The sequence below is a fragment of the Lutimonas saemankumensis genome (assembly GCF_020171465.1).
Classification (GTDB): domain Bacteria; phylum Bacteroidota; class Bacteroidia; order Flavobacteriales; family Flavobacteriaceae; genus Lutimonas; species Lutimonas saemankumensis.
Window position 1 is genome coordinate 24,890 of record NZ_JAIUZR010000003.1, and the last position, 15,893, is coordinate 40,782.

The following is a 15,893-nucleotide window of genomic DNA, read 5'->3' on the forward strand; positions in this document are numbered from 1 at the left end:
TAAGTTTGTGCAAAAACCTACATGAAAAACCTTATCGTTGCAAGTACTTCTACAATTCATGGAAGCTCTTTTCTGGAATATTTGTTACCCGAATTAAAGGATCACTTTAAACAAATTAAAACCTTGCTGTTTATTCCCTTTGCTCGTCCGGGAGGTATAAGCCATGATGCCTATACAGATCAAGTAAGAAAAGGATTGAAATCATTGCCGATAGAAGTGAAGGGGCTTCATGAGTTCAAAGATCAGGTCGAAGCTGTGGAAAGTGCTGAAGGGATTTTTACGGGGGGAGGAAATACTTTTGTACTGCTTGATCAGCTGCAGCAAAAAAAACTTATCGAACCGCTGGAAAGAGCTATAAACAAAGGAGTTCCATACCTGGGAACCAGTGCGGGAAGCAATATAATTGGACCAACCGTTAATACCACAAATGATATGCCTATCGTTCATCCCGAATCTTTAGATGCATTAGGAGCAATACCATTCAATATCAATCCGCATTATCTTGACCCTGATCCTGATTCTACCCATAAGGGAGAAACCCGAGAGACGAGAATCAAAGAATTTCACTGCTTTAATGAGTCAACTGTCATTGGATTACGCGAAGGAAGCTGGATTTCGGTCAAAGGAGCGCAAATAAAACTCAAAGGAACTCTTTCTGCCAGGGTGTTTATAAAAAATAAGGAAGCATTTGAAGTTCAACCGGGTTACATTTTTAATCAGTTGCTCTGAGTCAGCCCAGAAACAAAGCTCCGAATGCCCCAAAAAGAATCAGGAACAAATAGAACACAGTAAACACTATGAATAAAATGCCAATAAATTTATAATGCGATTTTAATTTTTTTAATCCGAAGGCCAACAGGTTATGATCATCCTCCAAGATTGCCTGCCTTGTTTTTTGTCCGAATTGAAAAAGAAAAAACACGGGAATGAAATAAATACCCGCCGCAATCAGATAGAAAAAGGAAAAGAATCTGGGGGAAAGACCACCAAGAGATCCTTCTGGTAAGCCGGCCATTATACTGCTTATAGAGAAAGACATGATAACCAGTAAACCAATAATGATAAAACCGAATATGGCTATAAAATTGGCCCATTTAGAAGCTTCCAGTAAATATTTTTTTGCATTCTCACTTAGCTGCATAGTACGAGTGTATAGTTGAATAATATGCAATTTTACGAATTGCACCTCAACTATACAACATCAAGGGCCTATTTTAAAGAAGTCCTGTTTTAGAACTGATAAACTATGGCATTGATGTTCATCCCCGCTCCAACGGAGGCAAGAATGATGGCATCACCTTCTTCAATTTTGTGATTTTGCAGGTTCTGATTGAGAATCAGATCCAGCAAGGTCGGGACCGTAGCAACAGAACTATTTCCTAGTTTGTTGATACTCATAGGCATGATTCCTTCCGGGACACTTGTCTTAAAAAGTCTGTAAAACCTTTTAATTATAGCTTCATCCATTTTTTCATTGGCCTGATGGATAAGAATTTTCTTCACTTTTTCTATGGGTATCCCAGATCGATCGAGAGCAGTTTTCATGGCGTCCGGCACTTTGTTCAAGGCAAATTCATAGATTTTTCGGCCGTGCATCTTAAGAAATTTAGCTGTTCCGTTGCTGTCAAGCTTATTGGATTCACCAAAATAGATATAATTGGATTCAACTGAAGTAAAGGTCTGGCTTGCATGACTTAAAATCCCTATATCTGTATCATCGCTCTTCTCAATTATACAGGCTCCTGCACCATCTGAATAGATCATGGAATCCCTGTCGTGAGGATCTATTATGCGTGAAAGAGTTTCAGAACCGATCACCAAACACCTTTTGGCAACTCCGGCTTTAATAAAAACATCTGCCTGAATCATACCCTGGACCCAGCCAGGGCAACCAAAAATGATATCGTAAGCGATGCAATCAGGATTGTCAATACCCAATAGGTTCTTTACCTTGGATGCAACACTGGGCAGCATATCTGACTGATTGGAACCGTGAGCAAGGTTTCCAAAATTATGAGCAACAATGATCTGATCTATGGATTCCGGGTCAATTTTGGCAGCATCTATCGCCTTTCTCCCTGCAATCGCCGCTGCGTCACTGCTACTGAGGTCCTGGGATAAATACCTTCTTTCCTCAATTCCGGTTATATCCTTGAATTTTCTGATGATAACTTCATTGTTGTCTGTTAAAGGATCGTTGTTACCAGCATAAAACTCATTGGACAGAAATTGCGCATTGGATTTTATCAATTCCGGAATATAACTTCCGGTACCTGTTATAATGGTACCCATAATGATGTGGTTTAATAGGCTATTTGCTCCAAAGGTATGAAAACATATTATGCATGCATAATATATTAAGTAAAACCTATAAAAACTATTCCTGGGTAATCTTCAGATTCATAACTGTTGCAATTGATAAGGCTCTGTTTTTTATGGTTTCAGCATTGACTCCCTGAAATCTGCCATCAACGGCTCTATGAAAAAGAGTGATCCATTCCTCAAAATGTTCTGGCCTTATTGGGTTTCTTTTACTCAGTAAAAGGTGAGGTTTCATTGCATTTTTGGTATAGGTACCGGAATAGAAAAGCGTATTATCCCAAAAATCTACGAGGGTCTGCAAATGTTCATCCAAAACATCCGAATCTTTGAACTTCAAAAAAAAGTGATGAAGAACATCGCTTTGGAAGAGAAAGTCATAAAAATCGGTAACTACAGCAAGGAGGTCCTCTCTCGATTCAATATCTTTCATCAGGATAGCATGGAATTATCAAACATCCAGGGCAACAGGTCTTTAATGGAGTTTGATTTGACAATTTTACCTTTTTCACCCGTAAAAAAAATTTCGATATCTTCTTCCTGCCTGGTTTCATACTCCGCAATTGCCTGCCTGCAGGCGCCACATGGTGCCACCGGCCTGTCTACAATTGTTTTATCCGACCGGGCCGAAATAAAAATTGTTTTTATGCGTCCTTGGGGAAGCGATGCCATTGCGGTCCAAATAGCAACTCTTTCTGCACAAATTCCTGATGGGTATGCCGCATTTTCCTGATTATTTCCAGTAAAGATTTCACCATTTTCCATCAACACAGCTGCTCCTACACTAAATTGAGAATACGGGGCATAGGCCTGATCTCTAATTTCAATTGCCTTAAGCAGAAGTTTTTTTTGAGAGGATGACAATTCATCAACATTTTCGTAGATCGTGAAATCCGTTGTAATTTTATGATCGCGCATGGATTACTATATAACCAATTTAGTTTCAATAAATATAGGTCATTAAAGCCTAAAATTCAAGTCATCTGAAAAGGCTGTTCAAATGCTCCAGTTGCGTAAAACAGCGGTTTAAAAATAAGCGTAAGAATCACCAAGATTAATTGTTAAAGAAAATCTTAGTGTACTTTCCAAAGGATTGTTCACATCTGACGCGTTTATCAAGTAGGAAACGTCCAATGTAGTGCTCCTAAATTTGAATCCGGTTCCGACGGTAAAGAACTGGCGATTTCCTTTATTGGCCGATTCATGAAAATATCCTGCTCTGACTGAAAATACCTCATTATAGAGATATTCCCCACTTATGGCCCAGATAAATTCTTCCATTTCCTCTTCAAACCCTCTGGGGGCGTCATACCAGGATTGAACCATACCTGTAAGAAAATTCACATTATCATCTTTCCCAGCAATGATTTCTCCGGTGGCATTATCACGGATCGGAGGTGTAGGTACCAATAACTTGTTCAATTCCAGATTGGCTGTAATGGTATTGGAGTTGTCCAGAATAAAATCAAATCCACCAGCCATTTTTAAATTGGTCGGAATAAAACTCTCATCACCTCCCAGCACGAGCTCTACTTTTGGCCCAATATTTGAAATATTCACACCGGCTCTCCATCTTCCATTAAAACTGTTGTAATTTTTTTCCTCACTTTGATAGAACATGGAAACGTCAACCGCAAATGTATTCACGGTTTGAATTTCGGAATTATCAACCCTGACGGCAAGATCAGAATGGATAAAACGCAAACCAACGGCCATAGATATTACTTCACTTAATTTTAGGGAATACGCGCCGTCAATGGCAAATTCGTTCGGGTTTTCGGACCCCAGGGAAATTCCCGACCCATCTGTTAATTCTATGGAACCCAGAGAAAAATAGGTGAGACTCGTTGCCCAGGCGCTGCGCTCATTTATTTTGTTCGATACGAACAAGCTGGTCAGACTGACATCATTTGTTAAATTCCGTAGCCAGGGTGTATAGTTTAGACCAATCTGCCACTGTGATTCTGAAAAAGCATATTTGGCTGCGTTGTAATGTAATGAACTGGCATCTGAAGAGGTAGCACCTCCCATATCAGCCAGCCCGCCTGCTCGAGCATCAGGAGCTATCAACAAAAATGGAGCGGCAGTTGTAATTGGATTTACTTCGTCTTGAGCATAGGAACTGAAAAGTCCTAGAAAAGTAGCGATGGCAATTAGACTTAGTTTTTTCATCTAATGATTGAGATTTTTGGGATTTAGATCTAAATTGTTATTGTAAAATGACAAGTTTTTCAAATTTTTCAGCCTTCGCCGTTGTGATTTGAGATCTAACATGAAGCTTGTATACATAAACGCCCTTACCAATTTTGTTGCCGAAATCATCAAGACCGTCCCAGGAAATATCTCTGGATAGAAGCCCGTCTGATTGCACAGATTGGTGAAGGGTTTTTATGAGTTTACCTGAAACCGTAAAAATTTGTACCTGAACGTCTAAGGGTTCGTTTGGTTTGTTGTGATTAAACCAAAATTCGGTATAATTAATGAACGGATTCGGATAATTCAATACGTTACTTAATATTAAGTCGTTGTCATTGACTACAATAAAACTTAACGTTGATTCTGATGGATTATTGTATGTATCCCAACATTTAAATTTTATTGTGTGTAATCCTGGTTCCAGATCTCTGAAAGGAAACTTGACTTTTCCTTTTTGAAAGTTATCTAATTCGGTCTCGTAATAGTCATTCAAGACATAAGGGTTGTTGTTATCATCGTCAAGAATTGCAATGATATCATGGTCTACCGCAGTTATTGAAGTATTGATTCCTGATTCATCCTCAAGGATGGCATAAAGTACCGGTGACTCACTTGTGTTACCCCCGTCCACAAAAGATTCATCATTCATGAAAAGTCTGATTTCAGGCCCCTGAGAATCTTCGGGAGCATTTTCATCAATTCCTCCAATTGTTATACTCAGGTCAGCTCCGTTTCTGTCCGAAATATTATTTTCACCATACAAACTGATTTTTGCATTTCCATAGGCGATCCGAATGTCTTTAGGTACTATAAAGTCCAATTGAAATTTCCCGTTATTTACCGAGGACCGTCCACTGAATATTTTACTTTCAATGGCTGTAAAAGGCATCTTTTTACCCAGATTATCATTATCAAGAGTTGTCTTGTCAAGAGGCTTGTCATATATGGTTGCGCTCAAGGTGCCGTTAAAATCATTTATGGGCTGATTGTTTTCATCGGTAACCCTTCCTTCAATTTGTATTTTGGAAAGTGCTTTCAAAGTATCTCGTTTTTGATCGAGATCGGTACCATTCATTTTAGTAATCTCAATGTTAGGTTTTACCTGAGCCATTTTCATTGCTGGATCGCCAAAACTATATACAAAAAAGCGCTGGGAGGTAAAGGATTCGTGTTTGGCGTACATCAAGGCTTCTGAAATGCTGTAATCCTGTCCGTCAAAACCAAGAAGGTTTTTAATCAGGTTACGGTTAAACACCTCCCCAACACTTATAAATATTTCACGTGTTGTGGAAATCAGGTGAGAGGCTCCCCCCTGAGCGTTCCATAAAGTATATTCTCCTGCGGTCGGCCTTATAGGATTGTCAAATCTGGCAAACTCACAGGTAACCGTAACCAGCAGAGGGAGGGTTTTTGAATTATTCCAGCTTTGAATCTGAGGTACTTCTAAAATTCTTTCTTCGGCCCATCCGTTAACACCTCCATGACCAAAATAATCGATCATCAGGGTTCCCGTTTCAACGGCATTATTGATTGCCTCATTGACCGTAGGATACCTTTCACCCCCTGCCGTGGATTCCTGCTGATGGGCATCGGCATAGATTTTTTTAATATTGAAGGAAGGTTTTTTTTCTTCTATTTCTTCAGTAATCAGATCCAGCGCCTTTTGAAGAACGAATTCTCCTGAATTATCAGGATCGTCAGCTATAAATGTTAATTTATTTCTCCAGTTCCCGATAGATTCCGCGGAGTAGTAGCTAAGAGTTTTATCTACAAGTTCTCGTGCTTCCTTAAGTGAGGAAACAGGAAACCTTCCCATCGCTACATCCTGTATGTCTGAACTCCTTAATTCTCCTTCCCCATCATCCATCATCCCGAAATAATCATCTGTTACATAAGCTGTTGCCAGATTAAAACTCTCATACGATTGAAATGCCGGAACGATATTGTTATTGTCAGTGATCCTGTCTTTAAAATCAAAAGAGGCATCTCCGAAGAGGCAAACATATTTAATTCTGTCCTGATCTCCCGAAGCATTGAGGTATAAGAATCGAATAAAATCACGAATCGCGGTCAGATCCCGGGATCCCGATCCGAATTCGTTGAAAATTTCATTCAATTCAATAACACGAGCATTAAAACCCGACACATTTGTATGATAGTCTGTAAGACGCTCAGCCTCAGATTTAAGATTTTTAGGCGTTATTACTATATAGTCCAGATCGCGCAGGCCATGCAGATTTTGATTGGGAACGACATTGTCCTCAATGGCTTCAGGGATAAAATAATCATCGGTTCCATGTACGATAAAATAACCTTCATGGCCTGCTGTTTTGAAAACAAAATTGCTCCCGGTATCCTGATTTTCGATTTTTTCAGGATTCAAAGGATCCTGAAGGTCCCAGACTTCAGCTGATTCGGAGGAGTTTTCAATGAGGTACTCAAAGATTCTTCCCGGATCAGATGCCTCTGAATTTCGAAATGTGAATTGATTCCCTCTCCAGACCAGTTCGCATTTGCCAATTAACTCAATAAAATCCAAATAAGCCCTTGATGAAGGATTTCCGGAATTGTTGTAAGTAATTCCAATTTCAATCTGTTCAGCATTTGACTGACCAATGGCCCTTCTGTCATCTGAAGTGGCTTTGGTGATGCTATTGTTTGAAACAGCCGTATAACTTAATGACATCAAGGGCTGATTATTTAGAGTGACATCCATGGAGGTATTACTGGTCGATGCAGCTACACCTCTAACACGGACACTTATTTCTTCATTTGGAAGAATGTCGTTAAAATCAAAACGGAAAATCTGTGATGATTCAAAACTAAAATCTTCTCCCAGCCATTGCTGTCCATTGGCGAATAAATTAACTTCATCCAGTTCGTAGAAATCAAACCTTTCATAAGAATTGATTTGTTCCTGTGCAGGAAGTTCAATAGGATCTTTATTTTTTACACGTTTACCGATTCCAAGATCAGTTGTAATGAAGTAGTAACTAAAATCACTGTAAATGTTGTATTTATGCTTTGAGGATCGAAAATCGTCTGAATTGTATTCCCAGTGATGAGGTCCTTGCCCGAAAAAAAGAATATAGTCCTCATCATCAAAAACCCCATCTTGCTCACCACTGATAAAGATTGAATTTTCCTGTAAATCTTCATATCTGAATTTACCATTCAACTGTGGAAGCATTTTCCCTCCGTTGCCATAAATCCTAATATTTCTCGGATCAAGTCCCGAGGTGGAAATTCCTATTTTCTGAAGCATGTCCCGATCTATTTTAAAAATTCCGGTCGTATCGATCCTAAATTTATACCAGTTTCCGGATGAAAGGACTGAGCGATCTGATTTTAAGCTGCTTTTGTTCCCCGATAAGAAGGGGTTTGAAGTGCTTTCTTTTAAGGTATAGGACAAAGTAAAGGAGGTGATCTTTTGAATCGTGCCATTGTTATTTACGAGGGGTGTTATTTGTAGTATTGCCCTGTCCGTTTTTGCTGAATGTCCTATGGAAAATTCACTTTGAATTTCAGATGGAATGTCTTTTTTCAGGATGCCTCCAAGGAACCGGTCAGGCAATGGCGAAAATTTAACATTTTTTATTTGGTATTCATGTACGATTGTGTTGTTTTGCACGTTAAATATTTGAGTGTATGTTGGAAGGTTTTTTCCGTCAAATAAGTTTCCTTCAACCAGGGGCAAGACAACGGACCTTGATTCGTTCAATTTTACCGTTTTTTGATCGTCCCAGATGAGATCAAATGTTTTTGATGATGAAATTTGACCAACGGATTGCAAAGTGTGAAATGCAATAAAACAAAAAAAAATATACTTTTTGAAAGTCATATAGGGCTGAAAACAGTCAAAATTAAACATTTTACAACATTACACATAATAAAGAATTAAAACAATCGTTATACAAGCATTGAAACTGGAAAATGTATCAGGCTCGACCTGGAATATCCATGTCAATAATTTTTGTATTTATCAAAAAAATAGTTAATCAATAATTATGAAAAAGTTTAGCAGTAACAAAGTTTTACTCATATTGTTTTCGGCCGTTCTTCTTACGAGCTGTTCTAAAAGTAATAAGAGTGTTTCCACTTTAACCGGTTGGGAGTATAACAACCCAAAATATGGAGGGTTTCAGGCCAATTCCAATTATCGTGAGCAAGGGCCGCCTCCAGGTATGGTGTTAATTGAAGGAGGTACCTTTACCATGGGTAGCGTTCAGGACGATGTCATGTTTGATTGGAATACCACCCCGGTAAAACAACAGGTGAGGTCATTCTACATGGATGAGGCAGAGGTTACCAATATTGAGTATTTATTATATCTTCAGTATTTAGAGAAAGTATTCCCTCCGTCTGACGATACTTACAGAAAGATCTATCAGGCAGCGTTGCCGGATACTTTGGTATGGAGAAATACACTGGGATACAATGAATTATTGACTGAAAACTATTTAAGACACCCAGCCTATGCAGAATATCCTGTTGTGGGAGTTTCATGGAGGCAGGCTTCTGAATATTGTAAGTGGAGAACTGACAGAGTTAATGAAAAAATTCTTATTGACAAAGGTGTTCTTCATACTCTATTCGATATGGATTCCTTAAAAGTTGAGGGTGCCAACAGATTTGATACTGAAACCTATTTGACGAACCCTAACCTTTTGTTTGATGGAGACTCTACGATCTATTATAAAGGGATAAAAGATTTTTCAAAAAAGGAGAAGAAAACAGAGGGATCATTTACCGGACGTCATGTAAAGACCTCAGACGGAATTCTTGCACAGCGATTCAGGTTGCCTACAGAAGCCGAATGGGAATATGCAGCCAAAGCTGAAATTGAAAACAGAGAATACAATTCGATTCGCGGTAGAAAGAAATATTCATGGAACGGGAATTCTACTCGTGAGCAATCCAGAAGATACAGAGGTGACCAAATGGCCAACTTCAAGCAAGGTAAAGGAGATTATAGTGGTTTAGCAGGCTGGAGTAATGATGGTGCGGATATCACAATGAGAATCAAATCTTATAAACCAAATGCCTTTGGACTATATGACATGAGTGGTAATGTTGCCGAATGGGTGGCAGATGTTTACAGACCGATTATCGATAACGATGCAAACGATTTCAGTTACTTCAGAGGTAATGTTTTTAACAAAAAGCAAATTGATAAAGAAGGAAATGTTGTTGTAGTAGATTACAATACTGTTGAGTTCGATACACTTGATAACGGAAGAATTGTTCCGAGAGACCTTCCGGGAAGTGTGAAATATGTACCTGTTACCAAGAGAGACGCATTCATGCGAAATAACTATGAGAAAGCGTACAATATTGATAATCGAGACGGGGATCTTGCTTCAACGAAACAATTCTTCAGAGATGAAGACGATTCAGAGGAAAAGCCAAGAATGTACAACTCACCAAAAATTCCAAGGCAGATTGGAGAAAGTGGATTGATCATTCAACAATATGATACCAAAACCAGAACTACATTGATCAGTGACCAGACAAGGGTTTTCAAAGGGGGTTCATGGAAAGACAGGGCTTACTGGATGGATCCTGCACAAAGAAGGTATCTTCCTGAATATATGGCAACCAACTATATCGGATTTAGATGTGCCACAGATAAATTAGGTCAGATGTCGTATTCCAGAAGAAGGAAACAATCTAAATAGTTCGGACAAATAGTAAGGACCGCAATATAATTTCAAAAAACTCAATATCATGAACTGATGTTGAGTTTTTTTTTACATTTACTTTATGGGAATAGAGGAAATATACACATGTTACAAGGAGTGTCTTAAGGTTGTAAAAGACACAAGAGAGGACGTGCGAGATTGCATGTATTTCTCATTAAAAGGGGAGAGTTTTAACGGGAACAAATATGCAAAAGAGGCTCTGGACAAGGGAGCCAGGTTTGCCGTAATCGATGAGGAAATATATGATACCGATGATCGTATGATTCTGGTTGACGATGTTTTGAAATGTCTGCAGGACCTGGCCCGATACCACAGAGAACGGTTGAATATTCCTATTTTGGCCCTGACGGGCAGCAATGGAAAGACCACTACAAAAGAGTTGATACATGCCGTATTGAAGCGTAAATTCAATTGTCTTGCCACTTCGGGAAATCTAAACAATCATATCGGCGTTCCTTTAACCTTACTCACTCTTTCTACCGAGCACGAGTTCGGGGTCATCGAAATGGGGGCAAATCATCAGTTGGAAATCGATGAGTTATGTAAAATTGCCTTACCGGATTATGGCTATATAACTAACTTTGGAAGGGTTCATCTCGAGGGGTTCGGAAGTTTTGAAGGTGTGATTCAGGGAAAAACAGAAATGTACAGGCACCTGGCGGCTCATGGAAAAAAAGTTTTTGTGAACAGTGAGGACCAGATTCAAATGGATCGATCTGAAGGTATGAACAGGATCTTGTTTGGTGCCGAAAATGATGTGCACTTCAAAACTCATTTTCTAAGCGCGGACCCTTTTGTAAGGATGGAATTTGATCAGGTTGAAATTCAAAGTCAGCTTATTGGAAATTATAATTACACCAATATAGCTGTCGCTGTTGCGATTGGTGCATATTTTGGAATTGAAGCTACAGAGATAAAAAAAGGGATAGAGGCCTATGTTCCTAAAAACAACAGATCTCAAATCTTAGATATTAATTCAAACAGGATCATTCTCGATGCTTACAATGCCAACCCCAACAGTATGGAAGTCGCCATTGATAATTTATCGAAACTATCGGCCGACCGGAAAATAGCAGTATTAGGCGATATGTTTGAACTTGGAGATGACAGTGGTTTGGAACATGAAAGGATCGCATCTCTTGCCTCAGAATCAAACCTTGATAAAATATTCTTAATAGGAGAGAACTTTTCAAAAACGAAACTCACCAATGATTCTATTATCAAATATCCTTCTTTTGAAGAATTTAAAGATCAATTCCGTGAATTAAGTATTGAAAACAGCACGATTTTGATAAAGGCCTCTCGCGGAATGGCTTTGGAGCGGACGCTGGAGTTTCTGTGATCAGATTTATTTACCGATCCTACCAGTCATCCTCAGTAGGTTCCATTTTATTGTTGGAGACATAATAAATGAGACTTTCTATTGCGGATGTCATTTCGTTATCAATAGGTTCCTCAATAAGGATCTGATAATCTGTTGGAAATCTGTCTATGTAGGTCTTCAATTCCATGCCATCAACCGTAGAGCCTTTTAATTTTCCTACCTTGAAGTTATGAAAATCGTATTTATAGCGATTGTCCTTGGCAATGATCTTTAGGTCAAAGAATAGATCTACCTTAATATCTTTACGAATCAATTTCCATTTAAAATGATAGGTATTTAATTGTTTTACACTGTTGGAGTCAATTCTTGCTGAATCTATCTGCGTGTAATAGTTTCCAAGCCAGGCAATGGCTCTTGTTTTGATCTCAGAACTGCTTAATCCTTCTGCCCTTACTACTTCTTCATATCTGAATTCCCCGGTCTCGTCATCAATCATAATCAATTGAGCCTGACCTACATAAAAAGACAAAAATAAAATGAGGGGGGCAATTATTTTTCTTTTTTTCATAATAATTTTAAATCAAAAAATACCACGTGAAACGTGTATTTTTAATAAATAACAAGTATGCAAGTTATCATTTTTATTTAAGTAATCAAAAAAAAGCCCATACCCTGTGGAGGGTATATATCATTACATTCGTTCCGGGACATCGATCCCTAAAAGTTTAAAAGACGAGCGAATTACACATGCAACGGCATAAGATAAATGAACCCGAAACTGCTTTTCTTCTTCTTTATCAGCCCCAAAAATAGGAACACTTTGATAAAAAGAATTATAGTTTTTTACCAGGTCATAACTGTAATTTGCTATCAGGGCCGGGCTAAGGCTATCCGCAGCATTTTGAACAACAACCGGGAAGTTCTCCAATAACTTTAACAACTCTTTCTCTTTTGAATTCAAATCTTTAATTGCTATTTCTGATCCCGGTTTGAATTTTGCCTTTCTCAGGATAGACTGAATTCTCGCATAGGTATATTGAATAAAAGGCCCTGTGTTTCCGTTAAAGTCGATGGATTCCTTAGGGTCGAACAAAATTCTTTTTTTAGGGTCTACCTTAAGAATAAAATATTTCAGGGCTCCCAGGCCAATGATCTTATACAACCTGTTCTTTTCTTCCTGCGAATATCCTTCTAGTTTCCCAAGTTCTTCAGAAATTTCGCCGGCCGTGGAACTCATTTCTTTCATAAGATCGTCCGCATCAACAACGGTTCCTTCTCTTGATTTCATTTTCCCTTCCGGAAGGTCCACCATTCCATAGGAAAGGTGATGCAAATTCTGAGCCCAGTCAAATCCCATTTTTTTAAGAATTAAAAACAGTACTTTAAAATGATAGTCCTGTTCATTTCCCACGGTATAAACCAGGCCATCAATATCCGGGAAATCCTTAATTCTCTGGATTGCCGTTCCTATATCCTGGGTCATATAAACTGCAGTTCCATCAGCTCTTAAAACAATTTTTTCATCCAGGCCCTCATCGGTTAGATCTATCCAAACTGAACCGTCCTCTTTTTTATAGAAAATTCCTTTCTCAAGTCCATGGGCCACAACTTCCTTACCTAACAGATAGGTGTCACTTTCATAATAATTCTTGTCAAAATTTACGCCCAGTTCCTGGTAACTGATATCAAAACCGTCGTAAACCCATTGATTCATTTTTTTCCAAAGTGAGACCGTTTCAGGATCTCCTGCTTCCCATTTTCTTAACATTTCCTGGGCTTCCAATAGAATGGGCGCCTGCTTCTTGGCTTCCTCTTCGGATATTCCATCTTTCACAAGAGATTCTATCTCTTTTTTATATTGTTTGTCAAAAGCAACATAATAGTTTCCAACAAGCTTGTCACCTTTTAGCCCTGTCCCCTCGGGAGTTTCTCCATTGCCAAATTTTAACCAGGCTACCATGCTTTTGCAAATATGTATTCCACGATCATTGATGATCTGGGTCTTGTATACTTTTTTACCTGCTGCCGAAATGATTTCAGAAACAGAATAACCTAAAAGATTATTTCGAATGTGTCCCAGATGTAATGGTTTATTGGTGTTGGGTGAAGAATATTCCACCATAACGGCTCCTTTCTTATCCTTTACGATCCCAAAATCTTCAAATTCTGATATCTTGCCGAAGTTTTCAAGATAATAGTTGTCGGTAATCACTAAATTCAAAAACCCTTTTACCACGTTGAATTCAGAAACTGATTCTGCATGAGATTTCAGGTAATTCCCTAATTCGGTGGCAATCTGAAACGGATTGCCTTTGATATGTTTAAGAAGAGGAAAAACAACAATTGTAATATCTCCTTTAAAGTCCTTTCTTGTTTCCTGAAATTCCAGTTTATCTATTTCAATTTCATAAATAGATTTGATTCCTTCTTTGGCTATAGGATCGAGTATATTTTGAACCACGACAATTATATTTACGAGAGCCGCAAAAATAATTATTTTCACTTGATAATGGATGAGTTATTGTACATTTGATGACTGCGATGGATGAAATGGATAAAATAATCAGGGATTTACCTAAAAGGTCGCTTGAAAAAAGGGCTGAGAACAAAAAGTATTTCAAGAAATTGAAAAGCAAACAGAGAAAGCGCCTGGATTTATTAATGCAGGAAATACACGAGGCTGAATTTGAAAATACTGATTGTTTGACCTGTGCTAACTGTTGCAAAACCACGAGTCCGATTTTTACGGAAAAAGATATCAGCAGAATTTCAAAATTTTTAAGGATGAAGGAGCGTAATTTCGTGTCTCAGTACCTAAAGAGGGATGAGGATGATTTTATGGTACTTCAATCATCACCCTGTGCTTTTTTAGATCAGGATAACAGCTGTTTTATCTATGAAGTAAGGCCCAAGGCCTGCAGTGAGTACCCTCATACCAACAGGAAAAAATTTAGTCAGCTGACAGAGCTTACAATTAAGAATACAGAAATATGCCCGGCCGTTTACAATATTGTAGAAACCTTAAAAGTAAAGCTTCCTTTATAGAAATAACGAATCATATAATTCATAGATAAAAAACATCAGGGATAGATCAAATAATTTTCCCTGATCAATTTGAATTTTTCAATATTCTTTGTCCAGCTTTTTCTTATTTCTTCAGAAGTCAGACCCTTTTCAATTTGTTTTCTGAGTGTTTCGTTACCTGCATGAGCGGTAAAGGTTTTACCAAAAAAATCCGTATCCTTTGGAGTTTTATGATAAGCATCCAGCAGCCATTCCAGATTCACTTTGGCCTGATGCTCAGCTTTTGTCAAATCAACACCATAGCATTTTTCTCCTTTAAATTTCGGGTATTTTGAACCAAAATTTTCCTGGGGGGTGAAACTAAATTCTGAAGGTGGGAAGAAAGGGGCACCGTATCTTTGAAACTGGAATTCAGATCCTCTACCTGCATTGATAACGGTTCCTTCAAAAAATCCAAGACTTGGGTACAGGTTGATCGATTGGTCATTAGGCAGATTAGGCGAAGGCCTTACGGGGAGGCTGTATTTACTTAAGTGGGTATAATTCAAGACAGGAATTATTTTTAATTCACAGACTAAACTATCCTTGAGCCAGTATTCTCCATTGACCATTTGGGCATATTCTCCCATGGTCATTCCGTAAACAAGGGGAACTTCGTGCATACCTAAAAATGAACTGTACCTGGAATCAAGAACAGGACCGTCAATATAATGACCGTTTGGGTTGGGCCTGTCCAGAATTATCATGGGTATATCCGATTCAGCGCAGGCCTCCATTACCAGGCTCATTGTGGAGATATAGGTGTAAAACCTAACTCCAACATCTTGAATATCAAATAAAACAAGATCAACATCTTTTAAATGTTCAGCACTTGGTTTTTTGTTTTTACCATAGAGTGAAATAATAGTCAGTCCCGTTTTTTTGTCTTTGTCATCCTCCACTTTTTCACCTGCATCAATTCGTCCGCGAAACCCGTGTTCAGGGGCAAAGACTTTTTGAATTACTATGTTGTGACTGAGTAAGGTGTCTATCAAATGTGTAAACTCCACATTACTTTTAAGGGACCCTTTTTTAACGATACTTGTCTGATTGGCCACAACGGCAATTTTCTTATTGTGAAGAAAGGGAAGGTAGGCATTCATCAGATCGGCAGCGGGTACAATGATCAAGCTGTCAGCATCCGCTTGCAAGGTCCGGTTTTTGTTGTAAGGTTGAGCGGAGATAAATTCCGTTTTTTTGGAAAAAGAGGAGAGTAAAAGAACGAAGGCTATTAATTCAGTTACTAAAATTAAATATGTATTTTTGGACCGAATTAACCTTTTCATTTC

Annotated in this window: 13 protein-coding genes; 4 read left to right on the forward strand and 9 right to left on the reverse strand. The window is 38.5% G+C overall.

Annotated features, from left to right (window positions below; translation table 11 throughout):
* The first annotated feature begins 21 nt into the window (after positions 1 to 21).
* Positions 22 to 729, forward strand: a complete 708-nt coding sequence (gene pepE, locus LCM02_RS01475; RefSeq protein WP_224926542.1) for a dipeptidase PepE — start codon at positions 22 to 24, stop codon at positions 727 to 729.
* A 1-nt stretch (position 730) separates the two neighbouring features.
* Here pepE and LCM02_RS01480 read toward each other — a convergent pair whose 3' ends face one another.
* The 6 genes from LCM02_RS01480 to porU form a co-directional block, all read right to left on the reverse strand.
* On the reverse strand, positions 731 to 1,141 hold the full coding sequence (locus LCM02_RS01480; protein WP_224926543.1) for a hypothetical protein: 411 nt from the start codon (positions 1,139 to 1,141) through the stop codon (positions 731 to 733).
* Between the two features lie 89 nt (positions 1,142 to 1,230).
* Positions 1,231 to 2,292, reverse strand: a complete 1,062-nt coding sequence (locus LCM02_RS01485; RefSeq protein ID WP_224926544.1) for a 3-oxoacyl-ACP synthase III family protein — start codon at positions 2,290 to 2,292, stop codon at positions 1,231 to 1,233.
* Positions 2,293 to 2,377: 85 nt separating this feature from the next.
* On the reverse strand, positions 2,378 to 2,752 hold the full coding sequence (locus tag LCM02_RS01490; protein WP_224926545.1) for a group III truncated hemoglobin: 375 nt from the start codon (positions 2,750 to 2,752) through the stop codon (positions 2,378 to 2,380).
* Positions 2,752 to 3,237: a cytidine deaminase gene (gene cdd, locus LCM02_RS01495; protein ID WP_224926546.1), complete on the reverse strand. Its 486-nt coding sequence runs from the start codon at positions 3,235 to 3,237 to the stop codon at positions 2,752 to 2,754. The genes LCM02_RS01490 and cdd overlap by 1 nt, the downstream gene beginning before the upstream one ends.
* 108 nt (positions 3,238 to 3,345) lie before the next feature.
* Positions 3,346 to 4,491 carry a type IX secretion system outer membrane channel protein PorV gene (gene porV, locus LCM02_RS01500; protein ID WP_224926547.1) on the reverse strand — a complete coding sequence of 382 codons (1,146 nt, stop codon included), beginning with the start codon at positions 4,489 to 4,491 and terminating at the stop codon, positions 3,346 to 3,348.
* Positions 4,492 to 4,528: 37 nt separating this feature from the next.
* The gene (gene porU, locus LCM02_RS01505) at positions 4,529 to 8,386 is read right to left on the reverse strand and encodes a type IX secretion system sortase PorU (protein WP_449566799.1); all 3,858 of its coding nucleotides are present in this window, start codon (positions 8,384 to 8,386) and stop codon (positions 4,529 to 4,531) included.
* 136 nt (positions 8,387 to 8,522) lie between these two features.
* Here porU and gldJ point away from each other — a divergent pair, with 136 nt between their 5' ends.
* Positions 8,523 to 10,193: a gliding motility lipoprotein GldJ gene (gene gldJ, locus LCM02_RS01510; RefSeq protein WP_224926549.1), complete on the forward strand. Its 1,671-nt coding sequence runs from the start codon at positions 8,523 to 8,525 to the stop codon at positions 10,191 to 10,193.
* An 85-nt stretch (positions 10,194 to 10,278) separates the two neighbouring features.
* Positions 10,279 to 11,559, forward strand: coding sequence for a UDP-N-acetylmuramoyl-tripeptide--D-alanyl-D-alanine ligase (locus tag LCM02_RS01515; protein ID WP_224926550.1), 1,281 nt, complete (start codon positions 10,279 to 10,281; stop codon positions 11,557 to 11,559).
* 19 nt (positions 11,560 to 11,578) lie between these two features.
* Here the strand turns inward: LCM02_RS01515 and LCM02_RS01520 are convergent, their stop codons facing one another.
* A complete protein-coding gene (locus LCM02_RS01520) occupies positions 11,579 to 12,109 on the reverse strand; it encodes a hypothetical protein (protein WP_224926551.1) in 531 nt (176 codons plus the stop codon).
* A 123-nt stretch (positions 12,110 to 12,232) separates the two neighbouring features.
* The gene (argS, locus tag LCM02_RS01525; RefSeq protein WP_394369930.1) at positions 12,233 to 14,002 is read right to left on the reverse strand and encodes an arginine--tRNA ligase; all 1,770 of its coding nucleotides are present in this window, start codon (positions 14,000 to 14,002) and stop codon (positions 12,233 to 12,235) included.
* Between the two features lie 89 nt (positions 14,003 to 14,091).
* On the opposite strand from argS, the gene LCM02_RS01530 reads away from it, so the two are divergent.
* On the forward strand, positions 14,092 to 14,586 hold the full coding sequence (locus LCM02_RS01530; RefSeq protein WP_224927768.1) for a YkgJ family cysteine cluster protein: 495 nt from the start codon (positions 14,092 to 14,094) through the stop codon (positions 14,584 to 14,586).
* Positions 14,587 to 14,621: 35 nt separating this feature from the next.
* On the opposite strand, the gene LCM02_RS01535 is transcribed toward LCM02_RS01530, so the two are convergent.
* Complete coding sequence (locus LCM02_RS01535; protein WP_224926552.1) at positions 14,622 to 15,890, reverse strand: exo-beta-N-acetylmuramidase NamZ family protein; 1,269 nt, start codon at positions 15,888 to 15,890, stop codon at positions 14,622 to 14,624.
* Positions 15,891 to 15,893: the final 3 nt, after the last annotated feature.